The 22,897-nt window shown below is 32.5% G+C and carries 23 protein-coding genes and 1 other RNA gene; 14 read left to right on the forward strand and 10 right to left on the reverse strand.

Going from position 1 to position 22,897, the window contains the following annotated elements; translation table 11 throughout:
- Positions 1 to 64: 64 nt before the first annotated feature.
- Complete coding sequence (locus tag FEF17_RS12200; protein WP_139002674.1) at positions 65 to 1,693, reverse strand: aminopeptidase P family protein; 1,629 nt, start codon at positions 1,691 to 1,693, stop codon at positions 65 to 67.
- Between the two features lie 136 nt (positions 1,694 to 1,829).
- On the opposite strand from FEF17_RS12200, the gene gcvT reads away from it, so the two are divergent.
- The 5 genes from gcvT (at position 1,830) to FEF17_RS12225 (ending at position 6,016) form a co-directional block, all read left to right on the forward strand.
- Positions 1,830 to 2,912, forward strand: coding sequence for a glycine cleavage system aminomethyltransferase GcvT (gene gcvT, locus FEF17_RS12205; protein WP_139002675.1), 1,083 nt, complete (start codon positions 1,830 to 1,832; stop codon positions 2,910 to 2,912).
- A 28-nt stretch (positions 2,913 to 2,940) separates the two neighbouring features.
- A complete protein-coding gene (locus FEF17_RS12210) occupies positions 2,941 to 3,780 on the forward strand; it encodes a sugar nucleotide-binding protein (RefSeq protein ID WP_139002676.1) in 840 nt (279 codons plus the stop codon).
- Between the two features lie 43 nt (positions 3,781 to 3,823).
- Complete coding sequence (locus tag FEF17_RS12215; RefSeq protein ID WP_139002677.1) at positions 3,824 to 4,114, forward strand: 4a-hydroxytetrahydrobiopterin dehydratase; 291 nt, start codon at positions 3,824 to 3,826, stop codon at positions 4,112 to 4,114.
- A 64-nt stretch (positions 4,115 to 4,178) separates the two neighbouring features.
- Entirely contained in the window at positions 4,179 to 4,922 is a 744-nt protein-coding gene (locus FEF17_RS12220) for a YebC/PmpR family DNA-binding transcriptional regulator (protein WP_139002678.1), read from the forward strand.
- 89 nt (positions 4,923 to 5,011) lie between these two features.
- On the forward strand, positions 5,012 to 6,016 hold the full coding sequence (locus tag FEF17_RS12225; protein WP_139002679.1) for a DUF3500 domain-containing protein: 1,005 nt from the start codon (positions 5,012 to 5,014) through the stop codon (positions 6,014 to 6,016).
- 21 nt (positions 6,017 to 6,037) lie between these two features.
- On the opposite strand, the gene FEF17_RS12230 is transcribed toward FEF17_RS12225, so the two are convergent.
- A complete protein-coding gene (locus FEF17_RS12230) occupies positions 6,038 to 6,775 on the reverse strand; it encodes an NYN domain-containing protein (RefSeq protein ID WP_139002680.1) in 738 nt (245 codons plus the stop codon).
- A gap of 174 nt (positions 6,776 to 6,949) precedes the next feature.
- Between FEF17_RS12230 and FEF17_RS12235 the strand changes: the two genes are divergently transcribed.
- A complete protein-coding gene (locus tag FEF17_RS12235) occupies positions 6,950 to 9,541 on the forward strand; it encodes a zinc-dependent metalloprotease (protein WP_139002681.1) in 2,592 nt (863 codons plus the stop codon).
- Between the two features lie 166 nt (positions 9,542 to 9,707).
- Here the strand turns inward: FEF17_RS12235 and FEF17_RS12240 are convergent, their stop codons facing one another.
- The 7 genes from FEF17_RS12240 to FEF17_RS12270 are packed head-to-tail and all read right to left on the reverse strand — an operon-like array spanning position 9,708 to position 15,487.
- Positions 9,708 to 10,256, reverse strand: a complete 549-nt coding sequence (locus FEF17_RS12240) for a 1-acyl-sn-glycerol-3-phosphate acyltransferase (RefSeq protein ID WP_139002682.1) — start codon at positions 10,254 to 10,256, stop codon at positions 9,708 to 9,710.
- A gap of 1 nt (position 10,257) precedes the next feature.
- The gene (locus FEF17_RS12245) at positions 10,258 to 11,340 is read right to left on the reverse strand and encodes an iron-containing alcohol dehydrogenase family protein (RefSeq protein WP_246046846.1); all 1,083 of its coding nucleotides are present in this window, start codon (positions 11,338 to 11,340) and stop codon (positions 10,258 to 10,260) included.
- Between the two features lie 48 nt (positions 11,341 to 11,388).
- Positions 11,389 to 12,006 (reverse strand): CatA-like O-acetyltransferase, encoded by a 618-nt coding sequence (locus tag FEF17_RS12250; RefSeq protein WP_139002683.1) that lies wholly within the window; start codon positions 12,004 to 12,006, stop codon positions 11,389 to 11,391.
- Entirely contained in the window at positions 12,006 to 12,710 is a 705-nt protein-coding gene (locus FEF17_RS12255; RefSeq protein ID WP_139002684.1) for an HAD family hydrolase, read from the reverse strand. Before FEF17_RS12255 ends, FEF17_RS12250 begins: the two co-directional genes overlap by 1 nt.
- The gene (gene kdsB / locus FEF17_RS12260) at positions 12,701 to 13,429 is read right to left on the reverse strand and encodes a 3-deoxy-manno-octulosonate cytidylyltransferase (RefSeq protein WP_139002685.1); all 729 of its coding nucleotides are present in this window, start codon (positions 13,427 to 13,429) and stop codon (positions 12,701 to 12,703) included. The genes FEF17_RS12255 and kdsB overlap by 10 nt, the downstream gene beginning before the upstream one ends.
- 38 nt (positions 13,430 to 13,467) lie before the next feature.
- Entirely contained in the window at positions 13,468 to 14,043 is a 576-nt protein-coding gene (locus FEF17_RS12265; protein ID WP_139002686.1) for a DUF4126 domain-containing protein, read from the reverse strand.
- 19 nt (positions 14,044 to 14,062) lie between these two features.
- Complete coding sequence (locus FEF17_RS12270; protein WP_139002687.1) at positions 14,063 to 15,487, reverse strand: ATP-dependent DNA helicase; 1,425 nt, start codon at positions 15,485 to 15,487, stop codon at positions 14,063 to 14,065.
- A 125-nt stretch (positions 15,488 to 15,612) separates the two neighbouring features.
- Here FEF17_RS12270 and FEF17_RS12275 point away from each other — a divergent pair, with 125 nt between their 5' ends.
- The 6 genes from FEF17_RS12275 to FEF17_RS12300 all read left to right on the forward strand — a co-directional run bounded on the left by FEF17_RS12275 (position 15,613) and on the right by FEF17_RS12300 (position 20,105).
- Positions 15,613 to 16,344: a hypothetical protein gene (locus FEF17_RS12275; protein WP_211342482.1), complete on the forward strand. Its 732-nt coding sequence runs from the start codon at positions 15,613 to 15,615 to the stop codon at positions 16,342 to 16,344.
- Positions 16,328 to 17,149 carry a DUF3822 family protein gene (locus FEF17_RS12280; protein WP_139002688.1) on the forward strand — a complete coding sequence of 274 codons (822 nt, stop codon included), beginning with the start codon at positions 16,328 to 16,330 and terminating at the stop codon, positions 17,147 to 17,149. The genes FEF17_RS12275 and FEF17_RS12280 overlap by 17 nt, the downstream gene beginning before the upstream one ends.
- On the forward strand, positions 17,149 to 17,688 hold the full coding sequence (gene rsmD / locus FEF17_RS12285) for a 16S rRNA (guanine(966)-N(2))-methyltransferase RsmD (protein WP_139002689.1): 540 nt from the start codon (positions 17,149 to 17,151) through the stop codon (positions 17,686 to 17,688). The genes FEF17_RS12280 and rsmD overlap by 1 nt, the downstream gene beginning before the upstream one ends.
- A 168-nt stretch (positions 17,689 to 17,856) precedes the next feature.
- Positions 17,857 to 18,774: an ester cyclase gene (locus tag FEF17_RS12290; protein ID WP_139002690.1), complete on the forward strand. Its 918-nt coding sequence runs from the start codon at positions 17,857 to 17,859 to the stop codon at positions 18,772 to 18,774.
- Between the two features lie 26 nt (positions 18,775 to 18,800).
- Positions 18,801 to 19,328 (forward strand): nuclear transport factor 2 family protein, encoded by a 528-nt coding sequence (locus FEF17_RS12295; RefSeq protein ID WP_139002691.1) that lies wholly within the window; start codon positions 18,801 to 18,803, stop codon positions 19,326 to 19,328.
- A 27-nt stretch (positions 19,329 to 19,355) separates the two neighbouring features.
- Entirely contained in the window at positions 19,356 to 20,105 is a 750-nt protein-coding gene (locus FEF17_RS12300; protein WP_139002692.1) for a hypothetical protein, read from the forward strand.
- Positions 20,106 to 20,165: 60 nt separating this feature from the next.
- On the opposite strand, the gene rnpB is transcribed toward FEF17_RS12300, so the two are convergent.
- Positions 20,166 to 20,473, reverse strand: an RNA gene (rnpB, locus tag FEF17_RS12305) — RNase P RNA component class A.
- A gap of 101 nt (positions 20,474 to 20,574) precedes the next feature.
- On the opposite strand from rnpB, the gene dnaX reads away from it, so the two are divergent.
- Both dnaX and FEF17_RS12315 read left to right on the forward strand, forming a co-directional pair.
- Positions 20,575 to 22,302: a DNA polymerase III subunit gamma/tau gene (gene dnaX / locus FEF17_RS12310; protein ID WP_139002693.1), complete on the forward strand. Its 1,728-nt coding sequence runs from the start codon at positions 20,575 to 20,577 to the stop codon at positions 22,300 to 22,302.
- A 10-nt stretch (positions 22,303 to 22,312) separates the two neighbouring features.
- Positions 22,313 to 22,870, forward strand: a complete 558-nt coding sequence (locus FEF17_RS12315; RefSeq protein WP_139002694.1) for a hypothetical protein — start codon at positions 22,313 to 22,315, stop codon at positions 22,868 to 22,870.
- Positions 22,871 to 22,897: the final 27 nt, after the last annotated feature.

Here is a 22,897-nt window from a genome sequence, read left to right on the forward strand (position 1 = left end):
CTTTCATTCTAATAATTATAATTGAGTAGCGAAATTGCTTTTAAGGAGCAATCTAAGAATTTGTTTAATCTAGATTAGGTAGTTCAAAATCATCTAGAGCACTTGATTCTTTCATTAAATTCTCTATTGCCTCAACAGTTCTAGGAGCTTCACCTGACAGATTTATAGGTCCATTTTCTGTAATAAGAATATCATCTTCAATCCTTACGGCTATCCCCCACCACTTTTTATCGCACGGACTCCCATCCGGGATATAAATCCCAGGCTCTACAGTTATAACTGTATTGGGTTTAAAGGCTTCATAGGTTCCAGGGTCGTGAACGTCCAAACCTAAATAATGCGATGTTCCGTGAGGGAAATACGTATGTTTTTCATCTACTGAAGAAATTATCCCCAACTTTTGTAAACCTTCATTGATAACAATCTTTGCAACGTCATTCGGTTCATTAAAACTAGCACCTACAACTGAAGCTTTAATCCCCGCTTCTTGAGCCTCATACACCAAATTATAAATCAATTTTTGCTCAGAAGTAAACTTTCCGTTAGCCGGTATGGTTCTAGTTACATCTGCCGTATACCCATGATATTCTGCCCCTAAATCCATTAGTACCAAATCGTTCTCTACTTTCATTTTAGTGTTTTCAATATAGTGCAAAACGCAACCATTATTACCAGCACCTACAATACTTGGGTAGCCTTCGTATTCGCTACCATACTTTTTATAAACGTATTCATGAATTCCTTGTATCTCAGATTCAGACATATTTGGGTGCATTGCCTTCATAACTTCTCGCTGCCCCATAGCAGATATTCGAATGGCTTTTGTTAATAAAACTAATTCTTCCTCCGTCTTAATCTCACGTAATTTACCCATTAGTTCAGGAAGCAAACTTACATTTAAATTACTTTTATTTTCTGCTACTTTTGAGACAAGTTTTTGTTTCAATTCCATGCGTGTTGCATCATCTTGAGATTGGGAATATTTAATTATAATCTCATCCTCGTTTAAATCGGGATAATAAGAAACCGCACGTCCAATAGTTTGTGCAACATTGGCACTATTATCAACTTCTGTAGCTTTAATAAGTTGATAAATCCTTATTTGATTTTGGGAAATTGGCGTAAAATTGTCATAATTAATTTGCTCCTTAAATGTTCCTATTAAAGAATGTAAATCGGCTTTATTGCCTTTCGAGTCTCTATAATCATCATGAAAATTATGAAAGAGAATCCTATCAAAATCCGAATAATTAATTCCAGAATCAACAAACTCACTTCCATTATATACTTTTTCAAAACCTAGATTCTTTTTTGCCCCTTCAACGCCCAACCTATGTCCTGTCCACATTTCGGCTAAGGGATTTTTTTCTTGAACATATAACACCTCATTAAAAGTGTTTTCATTATCAGCATTTATATCTTCAGAAAAAATTAAAAGCACTGCATGAGGCTCCTTATAACCTGTTAAATAATAAAAATTGGGGTCTTGATGATAGACATAATCAACATCGTTCGCTCTATTTCTAATAGGGTTTGCAAAAAACACAGCTATACTATTATCAGGTAATAATTCTCTAAGCGCTTGTCTTCTTTCTTTATGAAAATCTTTTGTTAGATAATCAGCTGGTAATCCATCTTGAGCAGAAATCAAAACAGAAAATAAAACTAAGAGGCAATTTAAAAAAAATTTCATGTTATAAAATTTAATTCCTAAATATACTGATTATAATAATCTTAAAAGCCCAATCTAATTTCTTAACGCTCTTTATGAAATTTGAACTAAGAATTTTCAATACATTTGCATCACTCAAGATTTAAAGTAGTTATTTATGAAAAATACGGCCTTAAATGAAACTCATATTGCATTAGGTGCTAAAATGGTGCCGTTTGCAGGATATAACATGCCCGTTCAGTATGAAGGTGTAAACATAGAACATCAGACGGTTAGAGAAGCTGTTGGAGTATTTGATGTATCCCATATGGGCGAGTTTTTAATTGAAGGCGAGTATGCTCTTGATTTAATACAAAAAGTATCTAGTAATGATGCTTCAAAATTAGCGATAGGAAAAGCACAATACAGTTGCTTACCAAATGATGATGGTGGTATTGTAGACGATTTAATTATTTATAAAATTAAAGAAGACACTTACTTATTGGTAGTTAATGCAAGTAATATAGAAAAAGACTGGAATTGGATACAGTCCAAAAATGATGTTGAGGCAACCATGCGAAATTTGAGTGAAGACTATTCACTTCTTGCTATTCAGGGCCCAAAAGCAGTTGAAGCCATGCAAAGTTTAAGTAGTCATGATTTATCTGCTATTAAATTTTACAATTTTGTAGTTGGTGATTTTGCAGGTATTGATCATGTCATTATTTCAGCCACAGGGTATACTGGAAGTGGTGGTTTTGAAATTTATTGTAAGAATTCTGAAGTAAAACAAATTTGGGATAAAATTTTAGAAGCTGGAACAGATTTCGGTATAAAACCAATAGGTTTAGCTGCAAGAGATACGCTGCGTTTGGAAATGGGTTATTGCCTCTACGGTAATGATATTGATGATACTACATCACCGATAGAAGCTGGTTTAAGTTGGATAACTAAATTCACTAAAAATTTCACTAACTCTGAAGCCTTAAAAGCCGAAAAAGAACACGGAGCAGAACGCAAACTTGTTGCTTTTGAACTTGACGACCGTGGTATACCAAGACATGGTTATGATATTGTTGATGGTAATGGTAACAAAATAGGCAATGTAACTTCAGGTACCATGTCGCCATCTTTAGGTAAAGGTATTGGATTAGGCTATGTTCCAACAATATTTTCGCAGGTCGGTAGTAAAATTAATATTCAAGTTCGCAAAAAAGCTATCCCGGCAACGGTGGTTAAATTGCCTTTTTACAAAGTTTAATTAGGCTATTTTATTTGGCAAATTGTAGATGACGGGGAAGCAACAAAATAGTAAACATCGTATATTAATTTTAGGTGGAAGTGGTTTCTTAGGAGGTGCTCTTTATAAAGAGCTTTGCCCCTATTTTAAGACCTACGGCACTTATTATAAAAGTAACAGACAGCTTGAGAAGAATCATCACTTTTTTCAATACAATATAGAGGAAGACGATATTTATGAAATTTTAGATATTGTTAAGCCGACTATCATTATTTCTGCACTTAGAGGTGACTTTTCAAAACAGGTTATTGTTCATCAACATCTTGCGGAGTATGTTTATAAGCATAAAATAAAATTACTTTTCTTATCGTCAGCTAACGTATTCGACGCTTATATAAAGTATCCTAGTTATGAGGAAGATAAGACTTATAGCAATAGTATTTATGGGCATTTCAAGATAAAAATTGAAAATATGCTGTTACGCTTGCCTAAAAAACAAATTGCCATTTTAAGAATGCCTATGGTTTTTGGGTCTCAAGCACCTCGTGTGCAAGAAATTATACAATTGGTCAAAGAAAAAGAACCCATAGAAATATTTCCTAATTTAATAATGAATGTTACGACCGATTCTAAAGTAACGCAACAGATACATTATATAATTAACAGAAATAAATCTGGTATTTTTCATTTGGGAAGCGATGATCTGGTTCATCATAATGATTTTATAAAGGAAATTATATCAACGTTAGAAATAAAAGAAAAGGTTTTATTCAAACATGTTTATACCACTAATGATGACCGGTATTTAGCGGTCTTGCCTAAATTCAATAAACTACCAAAACATTTACATCTTAAAAGCTCAGAAATTTTAAAAGAGCTAAAAATATAATTAAAATTAATTAAATTGAAGTAAAATTTAAGACTACCCTAATATGACAAAACTTTCTGAACAAGATATAGAGAAAAAATTATTACGATTTCCAGATTGGGAATATTTTGACAATGCCATTCATGCAGAATTTGAATTTGAAAATTTTAAAGATTGCTTTAGTGCTATGAGTCGTATTGCTTTTGAGTGTGAAGCATTAAATCATCATCCTAATTGGAGTAACGTTTACAACGTACTCTCAATTTCTTTGTCTACTCATGATGCCAATGGTGTGACCAACAAAGATTTTAAATTGGCAGAGGCTATTGAAAATATTGTTGAACCAGAGGAATAATTTGGTTTTAACCCATACATTTTTAACTTTACAACCGATTAAAATATAACATAAATTAACTACTATGGGAAGAGCTTTTGAGTTTAGAAAAGCAAGAAAAATGAAGCGTTGGTCTGCTATGAGTAAAGCCTTTACTAGAATTGGTAAAGACATTGTAATGGCAGTAAAAGAAGGTGGTCCTGATCCAGATAGTAATTCAAGATTACGTGCTGTAATACAAAATGCCAAAGCCGTAAATATGCCTAAGGATAATATCGAACGGGCAATAAAAAGAGCTAGTGATAAAAATCAAGGTGATTATAAAGAAGTGGTTTTTGAAGGCTATGCTCAGCATGGTATTGCAGTTCTGGTAGAAACTGCTACAGATAATAACACAAGAACCGTAGCAAATGTTAGAAGTTATTTTAACAAATGTGATGGTAGTCTTGGAACATCAGGTTCGGTTGTCTTTATGTTCGATCATACTTGTAATTTTAAAATTATGGGTGAAGCTTTGGACTTAGAAGAATTAGAGTTAGAGCTTATAGATTTTGGTGTTGAAGAAATTTTTGAAGATACCGATGAAGATGCGGATGGCAATGAAGTTAACAGTGTGATGATTTATGCGCCTTTTGAAAGCTTTGGTAAAATTCAACATTATTTAGAAGAAAATAATATTGAAATTTTGTCTTCTGGCTTTGAACGAATCCCTCAGGTAACAAAACAGCTCACTCCAGAGCAAGCTGAAGATGTCGAAAAACTTTTAGAAAAGCTTGAAGAAGATGATGACGTACAAAACGTTTATCATACCATGGAAGAAATAGAGTAATAAAAACAAACATTCGTAAATATTAAAAAGAGGGCATTGCTCCTCTTTTTTTTGTAAATTATGTGACCTATTATTAATACAATAAAATTATGAGGTTATTTAAAGTATTAGTTATGTTGTTTATGTTATCAGTTTCAAACGCGCAATCAAATGAAGTCCTCACATTTCTAAATACTTTGAATGAAAATCAACTTAGTAAAACAATTTTATCGTTTGATAATACAAGTAGGGAAACTTGGCATTTCTTGCCTGGGACTATGTATAAAAGACATGGTATTGCTTTATATGATTTGGATGAAACTCAAAAAACGCATGCATTCAATTTATTAAAATATCATTTAAGCAGCACAGGATATTTAAAAACAAAAAAAATAATTGAGCTTGAACGCTATCTTGGAGAGCTGTCTGGAAAAAAAGTTTTTAGAGATCCTGAAAAATACTATTTTGCTTTCTACGGAAATCCAAAAAAAGATTCTTTATGGTCGTGGTCTTTTGAGGGACATCATATCTCTTTAAATTTTACTGTATCAAATGAAAAAATTTCCGCATCTCCAAGATTTATGGGCACCAATCCTGCAGAGATAAAGGAAGGTCCTTTAAAAGGACAGCGCGTATTAAATAAAGAAGAAGATTTGGCTTTTGAATTAATAAATTCAATGGGTGAAGAGCAAAGGGCTAAAACCATATTTAAATCAATTGCATTTCCTGATATATTGACTTCTAACAAATCTAAAGTTGCACCATTAGAAAATGAAGGGATAAAAGCTAAAAACCTCAATGAAAAACAAAAAGCCATATTAACTAAATTAATTAAAGAGTACTTGTTAACCTTACCTCAGGAATTAGCCAAAGAGCGTTACCGTGCTATACAAATAGCCGAATTTGATGATATAAGATTTGCATGGGCGGGATCAACAGACTTAACTAAAGGACATTATTATAGAATTCAAGGAGATACTTTTTTAATTGAATTTGATAATACTCAAAATAATGCTAACCATGTCCACTTAGTATGGCGAGAATTTAATGGTGATTTTGGGAGGGATTTAATAAAAGAACATTACGAAAAATCAGATCATCATAAACAAAAATAAAAGGGTTAATTTATAATTTGTTTATTTATTCTTTACATAAATAAGTTTAAATCTTGCATTGGCTTGATCCCGTTGCTCAATTTCGAAGTTTTCTCCAAGTGATTTAAATAGTGGTGTTAGCTTGGAAAAACCAAAGTTACGTGAATCAAAATTTGGTTGTTTTTTTAAAATTAAGGAGCCAACATCTCCTAAAAAAGCCCATCCATCCTCATCCGCAGCATCATCAACTGAATTCTGAAGAAGTTTAATCACTTTTGGTGTTATATTATATAGGTTTTCTTTTTTCTTCTTACCGCTTTTTACTCCTTTATCATTATCTTCATCATTGGCAAGAATTTCTAAATAAATAAACTTATCACAGGCCACAATAAATGGATTCGGTGTTTTCTTCTCTCCCATACCATAAACAACCATGGCTGCTTCACGTAAACGAGTTGCTAATTTTGTAAAATCACTATCAGAAGATACTAAGCAAAAACCATTTACTTTTTCTGAATATAAAATATCCATAGCATCAATTATCATGGCTGAGTCTGTGGCATTTTTTCCTGTAGTATAACCATATTGCTGAATAGGTGTTATAGCATTTTCTAACAACACATTTTTCCATTTTGATAAATGTGGCTTTGTCCAATCACCATAAATTCGTTTTATGGTTGGTGTACCATATTTAGCTATTTCCTCCATCATTTCAGAAATATACTTGGATGGTATATTATCACCATCTATAAGCACTGCAATTTTTGTGTCTTTAATCATTTGTTAAAAATACTTAAAATAAAGTGACTAGTTCAATGGCATAGGGTTTATCTTTTTTAACCTGTTGTTTTTAACAAAACTATAAGATAATGAACCTCTCTTAATACCTAAATTTGCAATCGACTATTTTTTTAATAAATAATGAGGATTTGAAATCTATTAAAATCATTAATTATGATAATAAAACCATTTAAAGTATCGCAAAATTTTTTAATTACCCTATTAATGTTATGTGTTTTTTTACCTACTCACTCTAACGCTCAGAAAAAGAGAAAAAAGAAAAAAGACAACATTGAGACTGCAGCCGTAGCTCCTCCAAAGAAAACGAAAGAAAAAACTATAGCAGAACTTGTAAAATCCTCAAAAGAAATTAATGGTTTATTTAAGCTATATCAAGATACTATCACTGGGTCTTTACAAATGCTTATTAAAGAAAATCAAATTGGAAAAGAGTTTATCCATTTTGGCCAGATTGCAGAGGGCCTTGCTGATGGTGGTTTTACTATTAGAGGTGCATATAGAGGCTCTAAAATTTTTAAGGTAAAAAAGTATTTTAATAAGATTGAGTTTGTTACCCAAAACACCTCCTTGTATTTCGACCCGAACAACGCTATTTCAAAAGCTAAGGATGCCAACATAAGTGAGGGGAATATGGCAAGTTTAAAAATCGAAGCCCAGGACCAAGAGAAAGGTCTCTACCTTATAAAAGCAGATGAACTATTTTTAAAAGAAACATTATTACAAATAAAACCTGCGAGTCGACCTAGTACTCCGCCAACAGCTTTTAAATTAGGCAATCTTAATAAAGATAAAACCAAAATTGAAAGTATTAAAAACTATCCTGAAAACGTAAATGTTAAAGTAGAATATGTCTATTCTAAGCCCTCCACCTTAAATAATGGTTCCAATGCGGTATCTGATGGGCGCAATGTTAGCATAAAGGTCTTTCATAGCTTAATTGCGTTACCGGATAACGATTATGAACCCAGATTTGATGACCCTAGAGTTGGCTATTGGATAATGAAAATTAATGATCAAACTTCAACAAGTGCAACGCCATTTAGAGATGTCATCCATCGCTGGCATTTAAAAAAGAAAAATCCTGAAGCTGAAATTTCAGAACCTGTTAAACCCATTACTTGGTGGATGGAAAATACCACACCCTTGGAATGGAGATCTACTATAAAAGGCGCGGTTTTAGAGTGGAATAAAGCCTTTGAAAAAGCAGGTTTTAAAAATGCTATCGTTGTAAAACAACAACCAGATGACGCTGATTGGGATGCTGGAGATATTCGGTACAATGTGCTTCGTTGGACATCTTCTCCTAGTCCACGTTTTGGAGGTTATGGCCCTCATTTAGCAAACCCAAGAACTGGAGAAACATTTGCATCAGATATTATGCTAGAGTATAATATATTTAGGAATTCAGATTACGCTACCAAACTATATGGTAATGTTGATAATGTGTTTGACCCCTATCATATGGAAGAAAGCTTAAATTCTGAAAATTATTGTATGCTAGCTCAAGGCATGCAAGCTAATATCCATTTTGCACAAACTGCGGCAACCGTTTTTGGAGCTTCTGATTACGATTTAAATGAAATTCAAAAGCAAGCACTTAAAGGAGTTGTAATACACGAAATCGGACATACACTAGGATTGAATCATAACTTTAAAGCTAGCCAGTTATACTCCCCTGAGCAGCTTGCTGACCCTAAATTCATTGAAGGCAAGTGTTTAACAGCCTCTATTATGGATTACGCTATTACTAATGTAACCAGAGATCGAAGTAAGCAAGGGCAATATAACGACGTAACCATAGGTCCTTATGATGTTTGGGCTATTCAACTAGGATATAAACCATTTAAAAGTGAAGCTGACCGACAAGCTTTATTAAATGAATCAACAAAACCAGAACATATATTTGGTAATGATGCCGATGATATGCGTTCCTCTGGTAAAGGTATTGATCCAAGAGCTATGATTTTTGACCAATCTAGTGACCCTATTGCTTATTCAATTGATCGTATAGGATTGGCTGACGATTTAATGAAAACAGCAAAAGAAAAATTTACAAACAATGGAGCGTCATTTCATGAATTAAGACGCGTGTACTATACCTTAAGTGCTCAAAAATCTATCGCAGCAAGGGTTATCTCAAGATATATTGGAGGAGTTTATGTAGATCGAGCTATGGCAGGACAAGAAGGCGGAAAGCAGCCTTATACACCTGTAAGTATAGAAGAACAAAAACGCGCAATGAATGCTTTAAAAACTTATGTTTTTGCCCCTGATGCGTTTAATGCTCCAAATGATTTATTTAATTATTTAGCCAGACAGCGACGCGGATTTGATTATACGCAGGAAGATCCAAAAATCCACGCTCAAATATTAGGCTATCAGAAGAATGTTCTGAATCATATTTTACATCCTAACACACTTCAAAGGATTACAGATTCTCAATTATATGGTAATAAATATAGCCTGTCTATGATGATGACAGATTTAAACAATGCTATTTTTAAGGCTGACATCTATGGAAATGTGAACACATTTAGGCAAAATCTTCAGATTGAATATGCGAAAAACTTAATAAATCTATTAACAGGAAAGCAAAAAGATCGTTTTAGCCATAATGCCAAATCATTGGCACTCTATAGTTTAAAAAATATTAGAACCATGGCAGCACCTTCTGGTAATATTGAATCTAGGGCTCATAAGCATCATTTAAGAACCCTTATTGATAATGCTTTAGAAGATATTTAATATTGTATGTTAGTAATATTAAGAAAAGCTACTTCAAAAATGGAGTAGCTTTTTTTATTGAGAGCGTATGTTTCTTTTTAGGGACAATCAATTGTTTACTTTATGTTTCACACGCTTATTTTATAAAATAAAATCAAACTCTATGCCATAAATCAATATGCAATTATTATGAGTATTCTGGAATCTTACCTTTTACTCCTTCAAAAAAACGTCTCATAGTTTTAAAATCGTTTTCAATATTCTCTGCTGGGTAAAAAGGTTCTGAAATTTTATTTTGTTTATTCTCGAAGTCCAAAGTGAACATGATAATAGGCACATTAGCTTCTTTGGCTATATAATAAAACCCTGTTCTCCATTTATCTACTTTTCTTCTTGTACCTTCTGGCGACAATGTCATTCTAAATTCCTCTTTATCTTTAAAGAGTTTTGCTATGGCCTTTACTTTATTTTCAGACTTATGTCTATCAATAGGTGCACCTCCTAATAATCTAAACAACCACCCTATCGGGAAAACAAATAGTTCTTTTTTACCAACAAAATTGGTTTTTACTTTTAAGACTGAACGGAGTAAAACACCAATATAGAAATCGTGCCAACTCGTATGGGGTGCCGCAATAATAACTGCTTTTTTTACCGTGTCTTTCGATAAGTTAGTATTCCCTACTACTTGCCATCCTAAAACTTTAAAATATATAAATTTGGCAAGCCATCTCATACTACATTTTTAAATAAAGTTCCTTGAGCTTTTTAGGTGTGATAGATTTTTTCCAATTTTTACCAATAGCATTTTCCCAAAGGGGTTCTAAACTTAATGCAATACTTATCATCGTATCAAGATCCTTATCACTTAAATCTGCACATATACCGGTAGGTAACTCAATATCATGTTTACTTTTCATAGCTTTGAAAAGTTTAACATCTTTAGGATAAAACTCTTCTAAATGATCAAATACAATACAGTTACCTATACCGTGCTTGGTTCCTAAAACATAAGATAGTCCATAACTCATAGCATGAGCTACACCAACTTGAGAATAAACAATACTCATACCTCCATGCCATGACGCCATCATAAGTTGATCTTGTGTCTCTTCTTGTGTTAAATTATCTTCCAAGAAAATAGCTTTACATTGCTCGTAAGCCATATCGCCATAACTCTTACTAAAAGCATTTAGATAGGTCCCATTTAAGGATTCTACACAATGAATAAAACAATCCATTCCAGTATAAAACCACTGGTCTTTTGGAACGTTCTTGGTTAATTCTGGATCAAGAATAACCTGATCAAAAGGTGTGTAGTCTGAATTTATGCCTAATTTTTTTGACGGCCCAGTAAGTACAGTTGTACGTGAAACTTCAGCACCAGTTCCAGAAATAGTAGGTATTCCTACATGATATATACCCTTATTTTTAACGATGTCCCAACCTTGATAGTCTTTTGTTTCACCATCATTTGTTAGCATTATTGAAACAGCTTTTGCAAGATCTAACATGCTGCCACCTCCAATACCAATAATACCGGAAGGACGTTCCTTGCAACCTAAAATAATATCCTCAACAAGCTTATCTACTTGAGATGTTTTAGGTTCCTCATTAGCAGATTCATAAATAATTCTATCATCGTAAGCCAGCGGTATTCTTGAAGTTAGCCATGGATAACTTTTAAAAACATCATCAACTATATATATAAATGGAGCATTCATATTTAAGCGATTTGGGGACAATATTTCGCCTAATTGATTGAAACTACCTCTGCCAAAAATAACTTTTGACACCATTGGAAAGTTCTTATAACTCATTTAATATATTCTCTTTTACGAAATGTAAAAATAATACTATTTTAATTCTTACTGGTTCAAATATTGTTGAAATTTCTCAGAAAATAATCCTATGTGATATCCATCAACCAAAGCGTGATTGACACTAATACCTAGATTCATTTTCATTTTTGTCCCAGTCTTAACAGCCTTACCAAATGCAACTTTTGGAACGGACTCTACTTGTCCTGAGACGGGTTCTTTTTGACCTGTAAAATTAACCCAAGGCATTGCGGAGCAATGAATACAATCCAATCCGGTTTTTGGTGGATATAAATCTGTTGAACTTTCTACACGTTCTTTTTCAGCTTCAACATTATTAATGAAAACATTTAAGTCCTCAGCATAATTAATAAATGAAAAACCATAGGTTTTATCTGTCCTCATTATAGTTGCTGATGCATGAATAATATCATATCCAACTACATTTTCGTTTTCAATTCTATATTTTAAATTTTCAACATTGTTCATAGCTTTCATACAATCATGTAAATACTTGGCAAAAAAGCTTATGTTATTATTCTTAGAAAAATTATAAGCTTTAGTAACATCAAAAGGGATGGTTAGAGCAAAGTACGGATCCTTTAACCCCATAAAATGTTTATAATGTGCTTTCCTATTCCAATTATTAATATCAATGATCTTCACTACCCTAAAATATTTAATAGATCCCTTAAGGAGGCTATCGTTTTGTAATGCTTTCCATTAGTTTCTCTTTTTTGAACCTCCTCATGTGCCCAAGTTGTGTGAAATGGAATGTGAATGGCATTAGCATTTAAATTAATTAAAGGCAACACATCTGATTTTAAGGAATTTCCTACCATCAAAAATTCTTCAGGTTTAATGTCTAAATGATTTAAAAGCTTAGAATAATTATCGTCCTTCTTATCACTTAATATTTCAATATGATGAAAATAGTCTGTTAAGCCAGACTTCTGTAATTTACGTTCTTGATCCAATAAATCGCCTTTAGTAGCTAAAATGATTCTGTATTTTTTGGATAGTATCTTTAATACATCCTCTACGCCTTCTAAAAGATCTACCGGTTTTTCTAACATGTCCTTTCCAATATTTAATATAGCATCGATTGTTTTGGAAGAGACATTATAGTTGGATAACTCTAAAGCACACTCAACCATGGACAATACAAACGCTTTAACTCCATAGCCATACAAAGGAAGATTATCAATTTCTACTCTAAATAATTCTTGATCAATTTTATTTGGTGTTTCGTAATTTGATAAGAGCTTAGCGAACTCCATTTCAGCTTCCCTAAAATATGTTTCATTAACCCAAAGCGTATCATCTGCATCGAAACCAATAACTTTAATATTAGTATAATCTATTTCCATAATTTTTTTGCACGTTCCAAATCTTCAGGAGTATCAATTTCAACTCCTTCAACATTCGTTTCAATCATTTTTATTCTTTTTCCATACTCTAAATACCTTAATTGCTCGAGCTTTTCTGTAGCTTCTAAAGTAAGCATTGGCAAATTATAAAAATCTAAAATAGCTTGCTTTCTAAAGGCATAAACCCCTTTATGTTTGTAATATTTTACAGAAACACTTTTGTCTCGGTGATAAGGTATTGGGCTTCTCGAAAAATATAAAGCAAAATTGAAGTTGTCTAAAATTACTTTTACTGTGTTTGGATTGTTAATTTCTTCTTCATCGGTAATATGAACCATTAGTGATGCTAAATCAATTTTCTTGTCAGAATCATTTTTAAAAGCATCAATTAATTTGCTTAACGATTCCTTATCGGTAAAAGGCTCATCCCCTTGTACATTAATAACAATATCAATATCCATATTCTCGACAGCCTCAGCAATTCTGTCGCTCCCGCAATCATGCTCCTTGATGCTCATTATAGCTTTTCCGCCATTATTTACAACTTCATTAAATATGATTTCGCTGTCGGTAACTACGAAAACATCATCAAATAAATTAGTACCGACAGTAGCTTCATAAGTCCGCATTATAACAGTCTTACCCCCTAAATCCTGCATAAGTTTTCCTGGAAATCGAGTAGCACTATATCGTGCAGGAATCATGGATATTATTTTCATATAAACACCTTTTATATCAATTCAAAAATAGCTAAATATTATTGCTTTTTCAGTTTAGAGGATTTAAACTTTTTGAAGGTGAAAAATATTATTAAAAAAATAAAAAGCACCAATATAATGGCTATAAGCGGCAAGAACACCGATACAATAGCCATAACTATTGAAACCCCAGTCTCAATAGTAGTTACGATTGGGTTTGCCAAACCTCCAGATGTAGCTGTTGAGGCTAATCGTGCTGTACTTGTTGATCCTGTTATCACTGCCGCAGTACCACCACCTGCAATAATAGCAAGTGACCATGTTATAACTGGACTTAAATCGGCAACTGTAGATAACATCACCGTTGTGCCAGCCAGTGCAGCCAAAGGAACTGCAATGCTATCCAGTAAATTATCGACGTATGGAATATAATACGCACAAATTTCAATTAAAGTAGCAACACCTAGAGTGATTAAAGCCGTAATGCTTCCCACCCACTCCCAAGACTCATTGAGTTGCCAAACATTGAAATATGATGCTAAACTTAAAACAAATAAAGGCAAAAATACTCTAAAGCCTACCGATGCAGCTAATCCAATACCTAAGCAAATACTAATAATGGTTTCTATTGTCATAATTAATAAATATCAAAAACTATTCCTCAAAAAAATCTTCTCTAAATCCAATAAGATATAACTTTTCTTTAGCTCGAGTTATTGCTGTATATAACCACCTTAAATAATCCCTATCTATCCCATTAGGTAAATAGGGCTGTTCTACAAAAACAGTGTTCCATTGTCCTCCTTGCGATTTATGACAGGTTATAGCATAAGAGAACTTTACCTGTAATGCGTTAAAATGTTTACTACCTTTTACCTTTAAAAATTTTTTGTATTTGCTTGTTTCATTTTCAAAGTCTTTCATTACTTCGTTGTATAGTCTATTTGAATCCTCGTACGCAAGTGATGGGGTTTCAGCATTAATTGTATCTAACATAATAACGGTTTCAAACGGCCGCATTCTGGGATAATCAACCATTCTAACCTTTACCTCGGCAAATCGAAATCCATAAAGTTCTTCAATTTTAAAAATCTCCAAAATCTCAATAATGTCGCCATTTGCAATAAAACCTGCTTCAGTAGTTGGTTTGATCCAAAAATAATTATTCTTAACCACCATTAAGTAATCACCAGCACTAAGCTCGTTTTCATTAAATAATATGCGACTTCTTATTTGTTGATTGTACAGATTAGCGCGTTTGTTACTTCTAACAATAATAACTGTTTCCTCATTTCCCAAATTACTATAAGCATCATTAATGGCATCCATAATTTCATAACCATCGACAAGTCTTAAAATATCTTTATATCCTTTCAAATTAAATTTAAAGGCTTCAAAAAAGGAATTAGATATAGCTTCACGCAGTAAAGTTGCGTTCTCAAGAATACCTGAATTCTGTTGTTGCCTTACAACTTCGTCTAATTCCATTTTGGTCACTTCCTTACTATAATTTAAAGCCAATGTATTTTCGTTAAGTGCTGGACTTAAGTCTAACTTTACTGGTGGAAGCTGCGCAGTATCCCCAATTAACAGTAACTTACATTGATGACCAGAATAAACATATTGTATTAAATCATCTAACAAAGAGCCATTTTCAAAAAGTTTAGATTCACTTGGAGTATCAGGAATCATTGAAGATTCATCAACAATAAACAAAGTTTTTTTATGCTTGTTAGGTTGTAATACAAATTTAACACCTCCATTCTTTTCTTTTTTAGGAAAGTAAATCTTTTTATGAATGGTAAAGGCTTCTTTCCCAGAGTAATTTGAAATAACTTTAGCTGCCCTACCAGTAGGCGCCATTAAAACAGCGCTTTTTTTTGCTTTCCATAAATTAGTCACAATAGAGCCTACAATAGTGGTTTTTCCTGTTCCTGCATACCCTTTTAATAAATAAAGAGAATTAATCGAATCACTAAAAATAAACACAGCAAGTTGTTGTAAAACAATATCTTGCTTTTGCGTTGGCTCAAAAGGGAACTGTTGTTTAATTAAGGAATAAAATTCGCTTGACGTCATTTACAAACTTAAGTGTTTAAAGAGATTTCAAAGATAGAAATGATTTTTACTCGCATTAGGTTTTTACGATTAAAAAAAAATTGTAGATTTGCTAAAACCGTTAATCTAATTTTAATACTTCGAATATGATTTTTTACATTATTCTTGCAATCGCAGTAACAATTGGCCTTGTTTGGTTAGTTGATAAGTTTATACCTAATAAGTTTAGACCAATTGTAATGATTGTGCTATGGGTTATAATAGGATTTTTAGCCTATAACACCTTCATGTCTGTATATATGCCTATCCAATTTAATCAGGAAAAGGATAAGCGATATGCAAAAGTAATTGAAAGCTTAATTGATATAAGGGATGCTCAATTAGCACACAGACAAGTTACTGGAAAATTTGCCGGTAATTTTGATGGACTAGTAAAATTTATAGATACTGCAAAGTTTACCATTACACAACGTCGTGATTCTAGTGTTTTAGATGTTGAAATGACTAAACGTTTTGGTGGTGTAGAAACTTATAAGGATATTGTAATTATTGATACGTTAGATTTCGTTCCTGTTAAAGATTCTTTATTTGGTGCAGACCCAAGATATAAGAAAATGATGAATGTACCTGTTGGCTCAGAAGGAGCTAAATTTGATTTGAAAGCAGGGTTTTTAGATCAGAATGGAATTAAGATTCCTGTATTTGAATCATCTGTTAAAAAATCTGTGATTTTATTTGATCAAGATAAAGACCTAATCAATGCAGAGAACCAAGTAGTTTCTGTTGAAGGTGTAAATGGAGATGCTCTTAAAGTTGGTTCTATGGATGAAGTAAACACAAATGGAAACTGGCCTAAGGTATATGGCACAAACGAGTAATATTCCAAAAATAATAATAAATCAAGAACTGTCCATTCAAATTAGTTTGAGTGGACTTTCTTTTTGCATCCTACAGAAAGACAATAATACCATTACATACCTAAAACATTTTGACTTTGAAAAAAAATTAAATCCATTTGAGGTTTTAGATCATTTAAAACATTATTTTGAGACAGAACAAGAGCTTCAAACAACCTTTTCATCGGTTAAGGTCATCTATATAAATGAATTATCTACTTTAGTTCCTGAACCATTATTTAATGAAGAATGTATCGCAGATTATTTAAAGTTTAACTCGAAAATTTTAAAATCAGATTACATTTCGTACGATAAGATTGAGGCAAATAATAGTGTTAACGTATATGTGCCTTATGTTAACATCAACAATTACATCTATGAAAAATTTGGTGCGTTCATTTATAAACACTTCTCAACTGTAATAATAGAAAATATATTATTAGAAGAAAAAAATTCGAATGCACAGAGAGTTTATGTACATATAGACATCGATCATTTCGAAATTCTTATATTAAACAAAGGTAAACTTATCTTATACAATACTTTCGAATACAAAACCAAAGAAGATTTTATATACTATATTTTGTTTTCTTGTGAACAATTAAATCTAGATCCAGAAACAATTGAGCTAGTATTATTAGGTCGCGTTAAAAAGGAAAATGCTATTTATAAAATAGCATATAAATATGTTAGAAATGTCGAAATAATTAATTTGAAAATAAACTTTATCCTTCCTGAAGACTTGAGTGAAAATAACTCTAATTATATATTATTAAATAGCTTTTAATGCGCATTATATCCGGTCTATACAAAAGTAGAAAAATAATTGCTCCAAAAAACTTACCTGTTCGCCCTACTACCGATATGGCAAAAGAATCCTTATTTAATATCCTTAATAATCATTTTTATTTTGATGATATAAAAGTGCTAGATCTATTTGCAGGAACAGGTAATATAAGCTATGAATTTGCCTCAAGAGGTACTGAAGATATTTTATGTGTAGATCAAGATTTTGGCTGTATTAAATTCATAAAACAAACTGCTGAAAAATTTAGTATGCCTATAAGTACAATTAAAAGTGATGTTTTTAAGTATTTAGAAAAAGCAACTCTAAAGAGCGATATTATTTTCGCCGATCCTCCCTATAATTTTACCGAAGAACAGTTTTCTAAAATTCCAGAGCTTGTTTTTAAAAATGAATTATTATTAGAAAATGGTCTTTTAATAGTAGAACATTCAAAACATACAGACATGACAAAATCAAGTCATTATAGCTATTCAAAAAGTTATGGTGGTAATGTTTTTAGCTTTTTCGAATCAACTTAACATTCATTATTCTTTAATAATTATCTTTTTTTCAGTAAATTAGGCTTCTCCTTAATAATAGCAAACCCTAATCTATCAAAATTCAACCTTTAAAGGTGACTCAATTTTGTTCGAGTTTATTACCCATTGTTTAATGGTAGCTATTAATTAACTAAAAAACACTAACCAATGAAAAAACTTTTTGTATTCTGGTTGGCAACTATTTTGTTTGTTGCCTGCCAAAACGAACCACAACGCTATTTCTCAGAATCTCCAGAAATAGAATCCTTTAAAACAAGCTTAGAACAATATAAAAATGGTGAATGGGATGCTTGGAGTGCACATTTTGCAGATACTACAAAATTTCATGTGAATTCCAACAAAGGTATTTCTTTGGAAGAGTTTAAAGAAGGTCAGCACGATATAACCTCAAACTTTTCCAGTTATGGATTTTTAGATCAAGGATCATTTATAGAAATGGTCTTAGACAAAGATGATGAAACTTGGGTAAACTATTGGGCCACATGGCAAGGGACGCTCAAAGCCAATGATAAAAAAATTAATATACCTGTTCATATTACCTCTAGATATATTGATGGAAAAGTTGTAGATTTTTATAACTATTGGGATTCGGCACCTTTAACAACTGCTTTGGCAGAAATAGAAAAAGCCAACGGCATGCCTGCAGACGAAAAGGATCTAAATAATAAGATAGATACATTTGTTAATGAATTTTTAAACAAACAAGACTCCTCAGTCCTAGATGGTCTTCTTGCAGATGATTACATTCGATATATGAATGACGAAAAAGTAGCTTCTTCGCCAGAAGAATTAGTTACTAGTATGGGAGTCTTTTTTAAGGGGTTTCCAGATTTTAAGATTACTAATCCGCATAGATCCAGCTTAGCAGGAAATACCATTTTTGTGCATTGGAAAATGACTGGTACAAATACTGGAGAATTCAATGGAAGTGCAGCTACAGGCAAAGAGGTCAAAATATCTGGGCTATCCAGACTCCATTTTAATGGTCAAGGACAGCTTGATGAAGAAAATGTATTTTTTGACCAATTAAGCTTGATGCAGCAATTAGGAAAAACTTTAAATTAAATACTAAACCCACTTAACATTTAAAAATGAAAAAACTATTTTTATTAGGGCTGGCTCTGTTGTTATTTGTAGCTTGCCAAGACAAACAAGAAAGATATACAACTACTTCTCAAAATATTGATGTCGTAAAGAAATTAGTAGCTGATTACCACAATGGAGATTGGGAAGCTTGGCGCACAAATTATAGTGATTCAGCAAAATTGTATCATAACACTTGGAAAAATGCTGCCAGACCAGAAGATATTCGTGATGCGCTAAAAGGATTGCTTGCAAACACATCAAAATATCATTTTGATGAAAGTGAGGATGCGATATTTTACGAGCAAACAATAGATGATGAGGGTAAAACTTGGGTTAACTTTTGGGGTAACTGGGAAGGTACTTTAGTCGCCAATGGACAAGAATTAGAAATCCCAGTGCATTTATCTTGTCTTATGAAAGATGGTAAAATTACTGCAGAATATGGCTTTTACAATCTAGGAGAAATTAACGCTGCATTAAAAGCTATTGCCAAAGCAGAAGCTGCTGCAGCCGAGGAATCAACCGAAGAATAATTTATTGACTAACCCAAAATAATAATTATGAAAACAATTAAAATCACAATGCTTGTATGTGTTCTTTGTTTAGTTGCGAATTTTAGCTTCTCACAAAAAATGTATCAAGTACATCAAGACAACGTAAACCCATCCATGTTGATGGAATATGAAAAAACTGCAAAAAAATTCAATGACGCCTGTGTTGAACACAACTTGCAATCGCAATGGCTTACGGTTATGATGGATGACTTTACGTTCCTGTATGTTACTCCGATAGAGAATTTTTCTGAACTAGATAAACGACCAATGGCAGATATGGCCGAGGCAATGGGAGACGACTTTGGTAAAATGTTTGAAGATTTTGACAAGTGCTATGACTCGCATGGCTCATACACCATAATGCTTGATGAAAGTTTAACCTATATGCCAGACGGTGTAGACCAGTCCACTGAGGGTCAAGATTATAGAGACTTCTATTATATATATTTCACTCCTCAAAATGAAAAAAGCCTAAGAAGTGCTATGAAAGAGGTAAAAGAGATGTTTGCCGCTAAAGGATCAAAAAACTATTATCGCATTTACCGAACTGGTTTTGGAGTTATGGACAATTACTACATGGTTGCTATGTCTAGTAAAGATGAAGTAGATTCGGCTCAAAAAAGCAAAGCTAATGAGGAACTTTTAGGCCCTGAACGGTACGAAACTTTTAACAAAGTGTTATCAGCTGCTTCTGCTATGGAAGAAGTGACTGGTCAAATAAGAAGAGACTTATCCTATTCAGCTAAAAAAGAATAATAAAGTTTAAGCTTTTATTCTTAGCTAAAACCCTTCTTAAATTTTAAGAAGGGTTTAGTGTTTTTAAGCAAATCTATAAGCCGAATTCTGTACTCCAAGGAGTCCTTATCATTTATCTGAATGCATTGTTACCAATGCACTTTAGCTGCCTACCCTCCAGTATCAAACGTGCCGCTTTCAAGCACTGGTTTACATGACATTGCACCACATAGAGTTTACCTGGTTTCACTACAGCATTACCTGTACATACTTTCTGTTGCACTTTTCCTAGTCTCTCGACTGGTGGCTGTTAACCACTATGTTGCACTATGGTGTTCGGACTTTCCTCCATTACGCAAAAACGTAACAGCGATAAGGCGATTTACTTGGTGGCAAAAGTAATTAAATTGTTAATAACTCCTATCAATTTGTAGTATTCAAATTTCCAATTACAAATTGAATTTTTAACTTTGTTAATCAAGATATTTCCATGGAACATTTCGTAGTATCGGCAAGAAAATACCGCCCACAAACCTTTAAGGATGTTGTTGGTCAGCAAGCTATTACAAACACACTACTTAATGCCATTGAAAACAATCACTTAGCTCAAGCGCTTTTATTTACAGGTCCGCGTGGTGTTGGAAAAACAACATGTGCCCGTATTCTCGCTAAAATGATAAATAGTGATGAAGCGCATAATAACGATGAAGACTTTGCTTTTAATATTTTTGAGTTAGACGCAGCTTCAAACAACTCGGTAGACGATATTAGAAGTCTTACAGATCAGGTACGTATTCCACCTCAAGTTGGTAAATACAAAGTATATATTATTGATGAGGTACACATGCTCTCGCAAGCAGCTTTTAATGCGTTTCTTAAAACCTTAGAAGAACCACCAAAACACTGTATTTTTATTTTAGCAACTACCGAGAAGCATAAAATAATTCCGACCATATTATCGCGTTGTCAAATATTCGATTTTAAGCGTATTACGGTTAAAGACGCTAAAGACTATTTAAAATTCATTGCAGAGCAACAAAACGTGATAGCTGAAGATGACGCGCTTCATATTATAGCACAAAAAGCAGATGGTGCTATGCGAGACGCTTTATCCATATTTGACCGTGTGGTTAGCTTCTCTGGGAAAAACTTAACAAGACTGGCTGTTACGGAAAATCTAAATGTGTTAGATTACGAAACTTACTTTAAAAGTACCGACCTTATCATAGAAAACAAAATACCAGAACTCTTAATTCAATTCAATACCACATTAGCGAAGGGTTTTGATGGGCATCATTACATCACTGGTTTAGCTTCTCATTTTAGAGATTTATTGGTTTGTAAAACGCCTCAAACCATTGAATTGTTGGAAGTTGGCGAACAAACTAGGCAAAAGTATTTAGAGCAGTCACAAAAAGTTTCACAAGAGTTTTTGCTCCAAGCCATAAACCTAGCCAACGATTGCGACTTAAAATATAAAACAAGTAAAAACCAACGACTGCTTGTTGAGTTATGTATTATGCAACTTGCCTCTATCACTTTTGATGGAGAAAAAAAAAATAGTAAATATTACATAATACCACCTTCTTATTTTGTAAAAAAAGGAATTACCCCTATTCCTGTTATTAAACCAAAAGTTTCAGATCCAATAGTAACTCAAGAAGAGCATACTGAAACTATTCAGATAGAAGAAGAAATTATTATAAGTGAGAATATTGCTCTTATAGAGCCTCCTAAGATAATTTTAAATAGAGAAAAAAAATCTCCATCAGGGCTTTCGTTAAAAAGTATAAAAGCAAAAAAAGAGCACCAAATAAAACAAATGGAAGTTATTATTGATGAAGAAAACTTACCAACCGAAGCTTTTACTGAAAAAGAACTTATTGAAGTCTGGAACGATTATACTAAAAAGTTAAAGAATAGTGGAAAACATAATTTAGCTTCCATTTTATCGATTGATATACCAAAGTTAAAGGATGCTACAGTTTATTTGGAGTTTCCTAATGAAACCAATAAAATAGAATTAGAGCGGCAACAATTTGAACTTTTGTCTTACCTTAGAAAATCACTAAACAATTTTGACATAAGTATTTCTATTACTGTAAATGAAGTCTTAGAAAAAAAGTACGCTTATACCTCCATTGAAAAATATAATAAACTGAAAGAGAAAAACTCCAATATTGAACTCTTAAAAAAGACGTTTGGTCTGGACGTTTAACTTGTATGTTATGAATAGATTAATAATTTCATTTGTGCTATTTATACTAGTGTCTTTCGTCGTTAGTTGTGACGGACGAGGAAGAAAACATAAATCAAATATAGAAGTCTTAAAAGAAAATAAGTTATTAGATTCCTTTTCTGAAAACATAACCTATCACCCCATAGAATTCTCTGAAGTAATTACAGATACCATATTAGATAGTGGTTATAATGTATCCATTAAGGTTACAACTGATATGAAAAATTCCGTCTTGGAACAGAAAAACAAAGATTCTCTTAAATTTAAAAATTATTTTAGAAAGCTTATTTGTCATGCGAAAGTTTCTAAAGATTCTAAAACCATTTTTGATACCAAAATTGATGAATTGTTCTTTAACAGCACTAAAGGCTTTGAAAATCTAGACTTGAATTCGAGTATTATTTCAATTGTATTCGATCAAATTGAAAGTGTTAAAAGCGATAGTCTCGTTATAACGAGTATGATTTTTAACGTAAAAACCAATAAATTAGATTTTTATGATATTACAATTGACCATTTTGGAAACCATATAATAAAGAAGACTTAAAAATCTTACTATAAACAATTATTAAAC

The organism is Hyunsoonleella aestuarii, assembly GCF_006148925.1.
Lineage (GTDB): Bacteria > Bacteroidota > Bacteroidia > Flavobacteriales > Flavobacteriaceae > Algibacter_D > Algibacter_D aestuarii.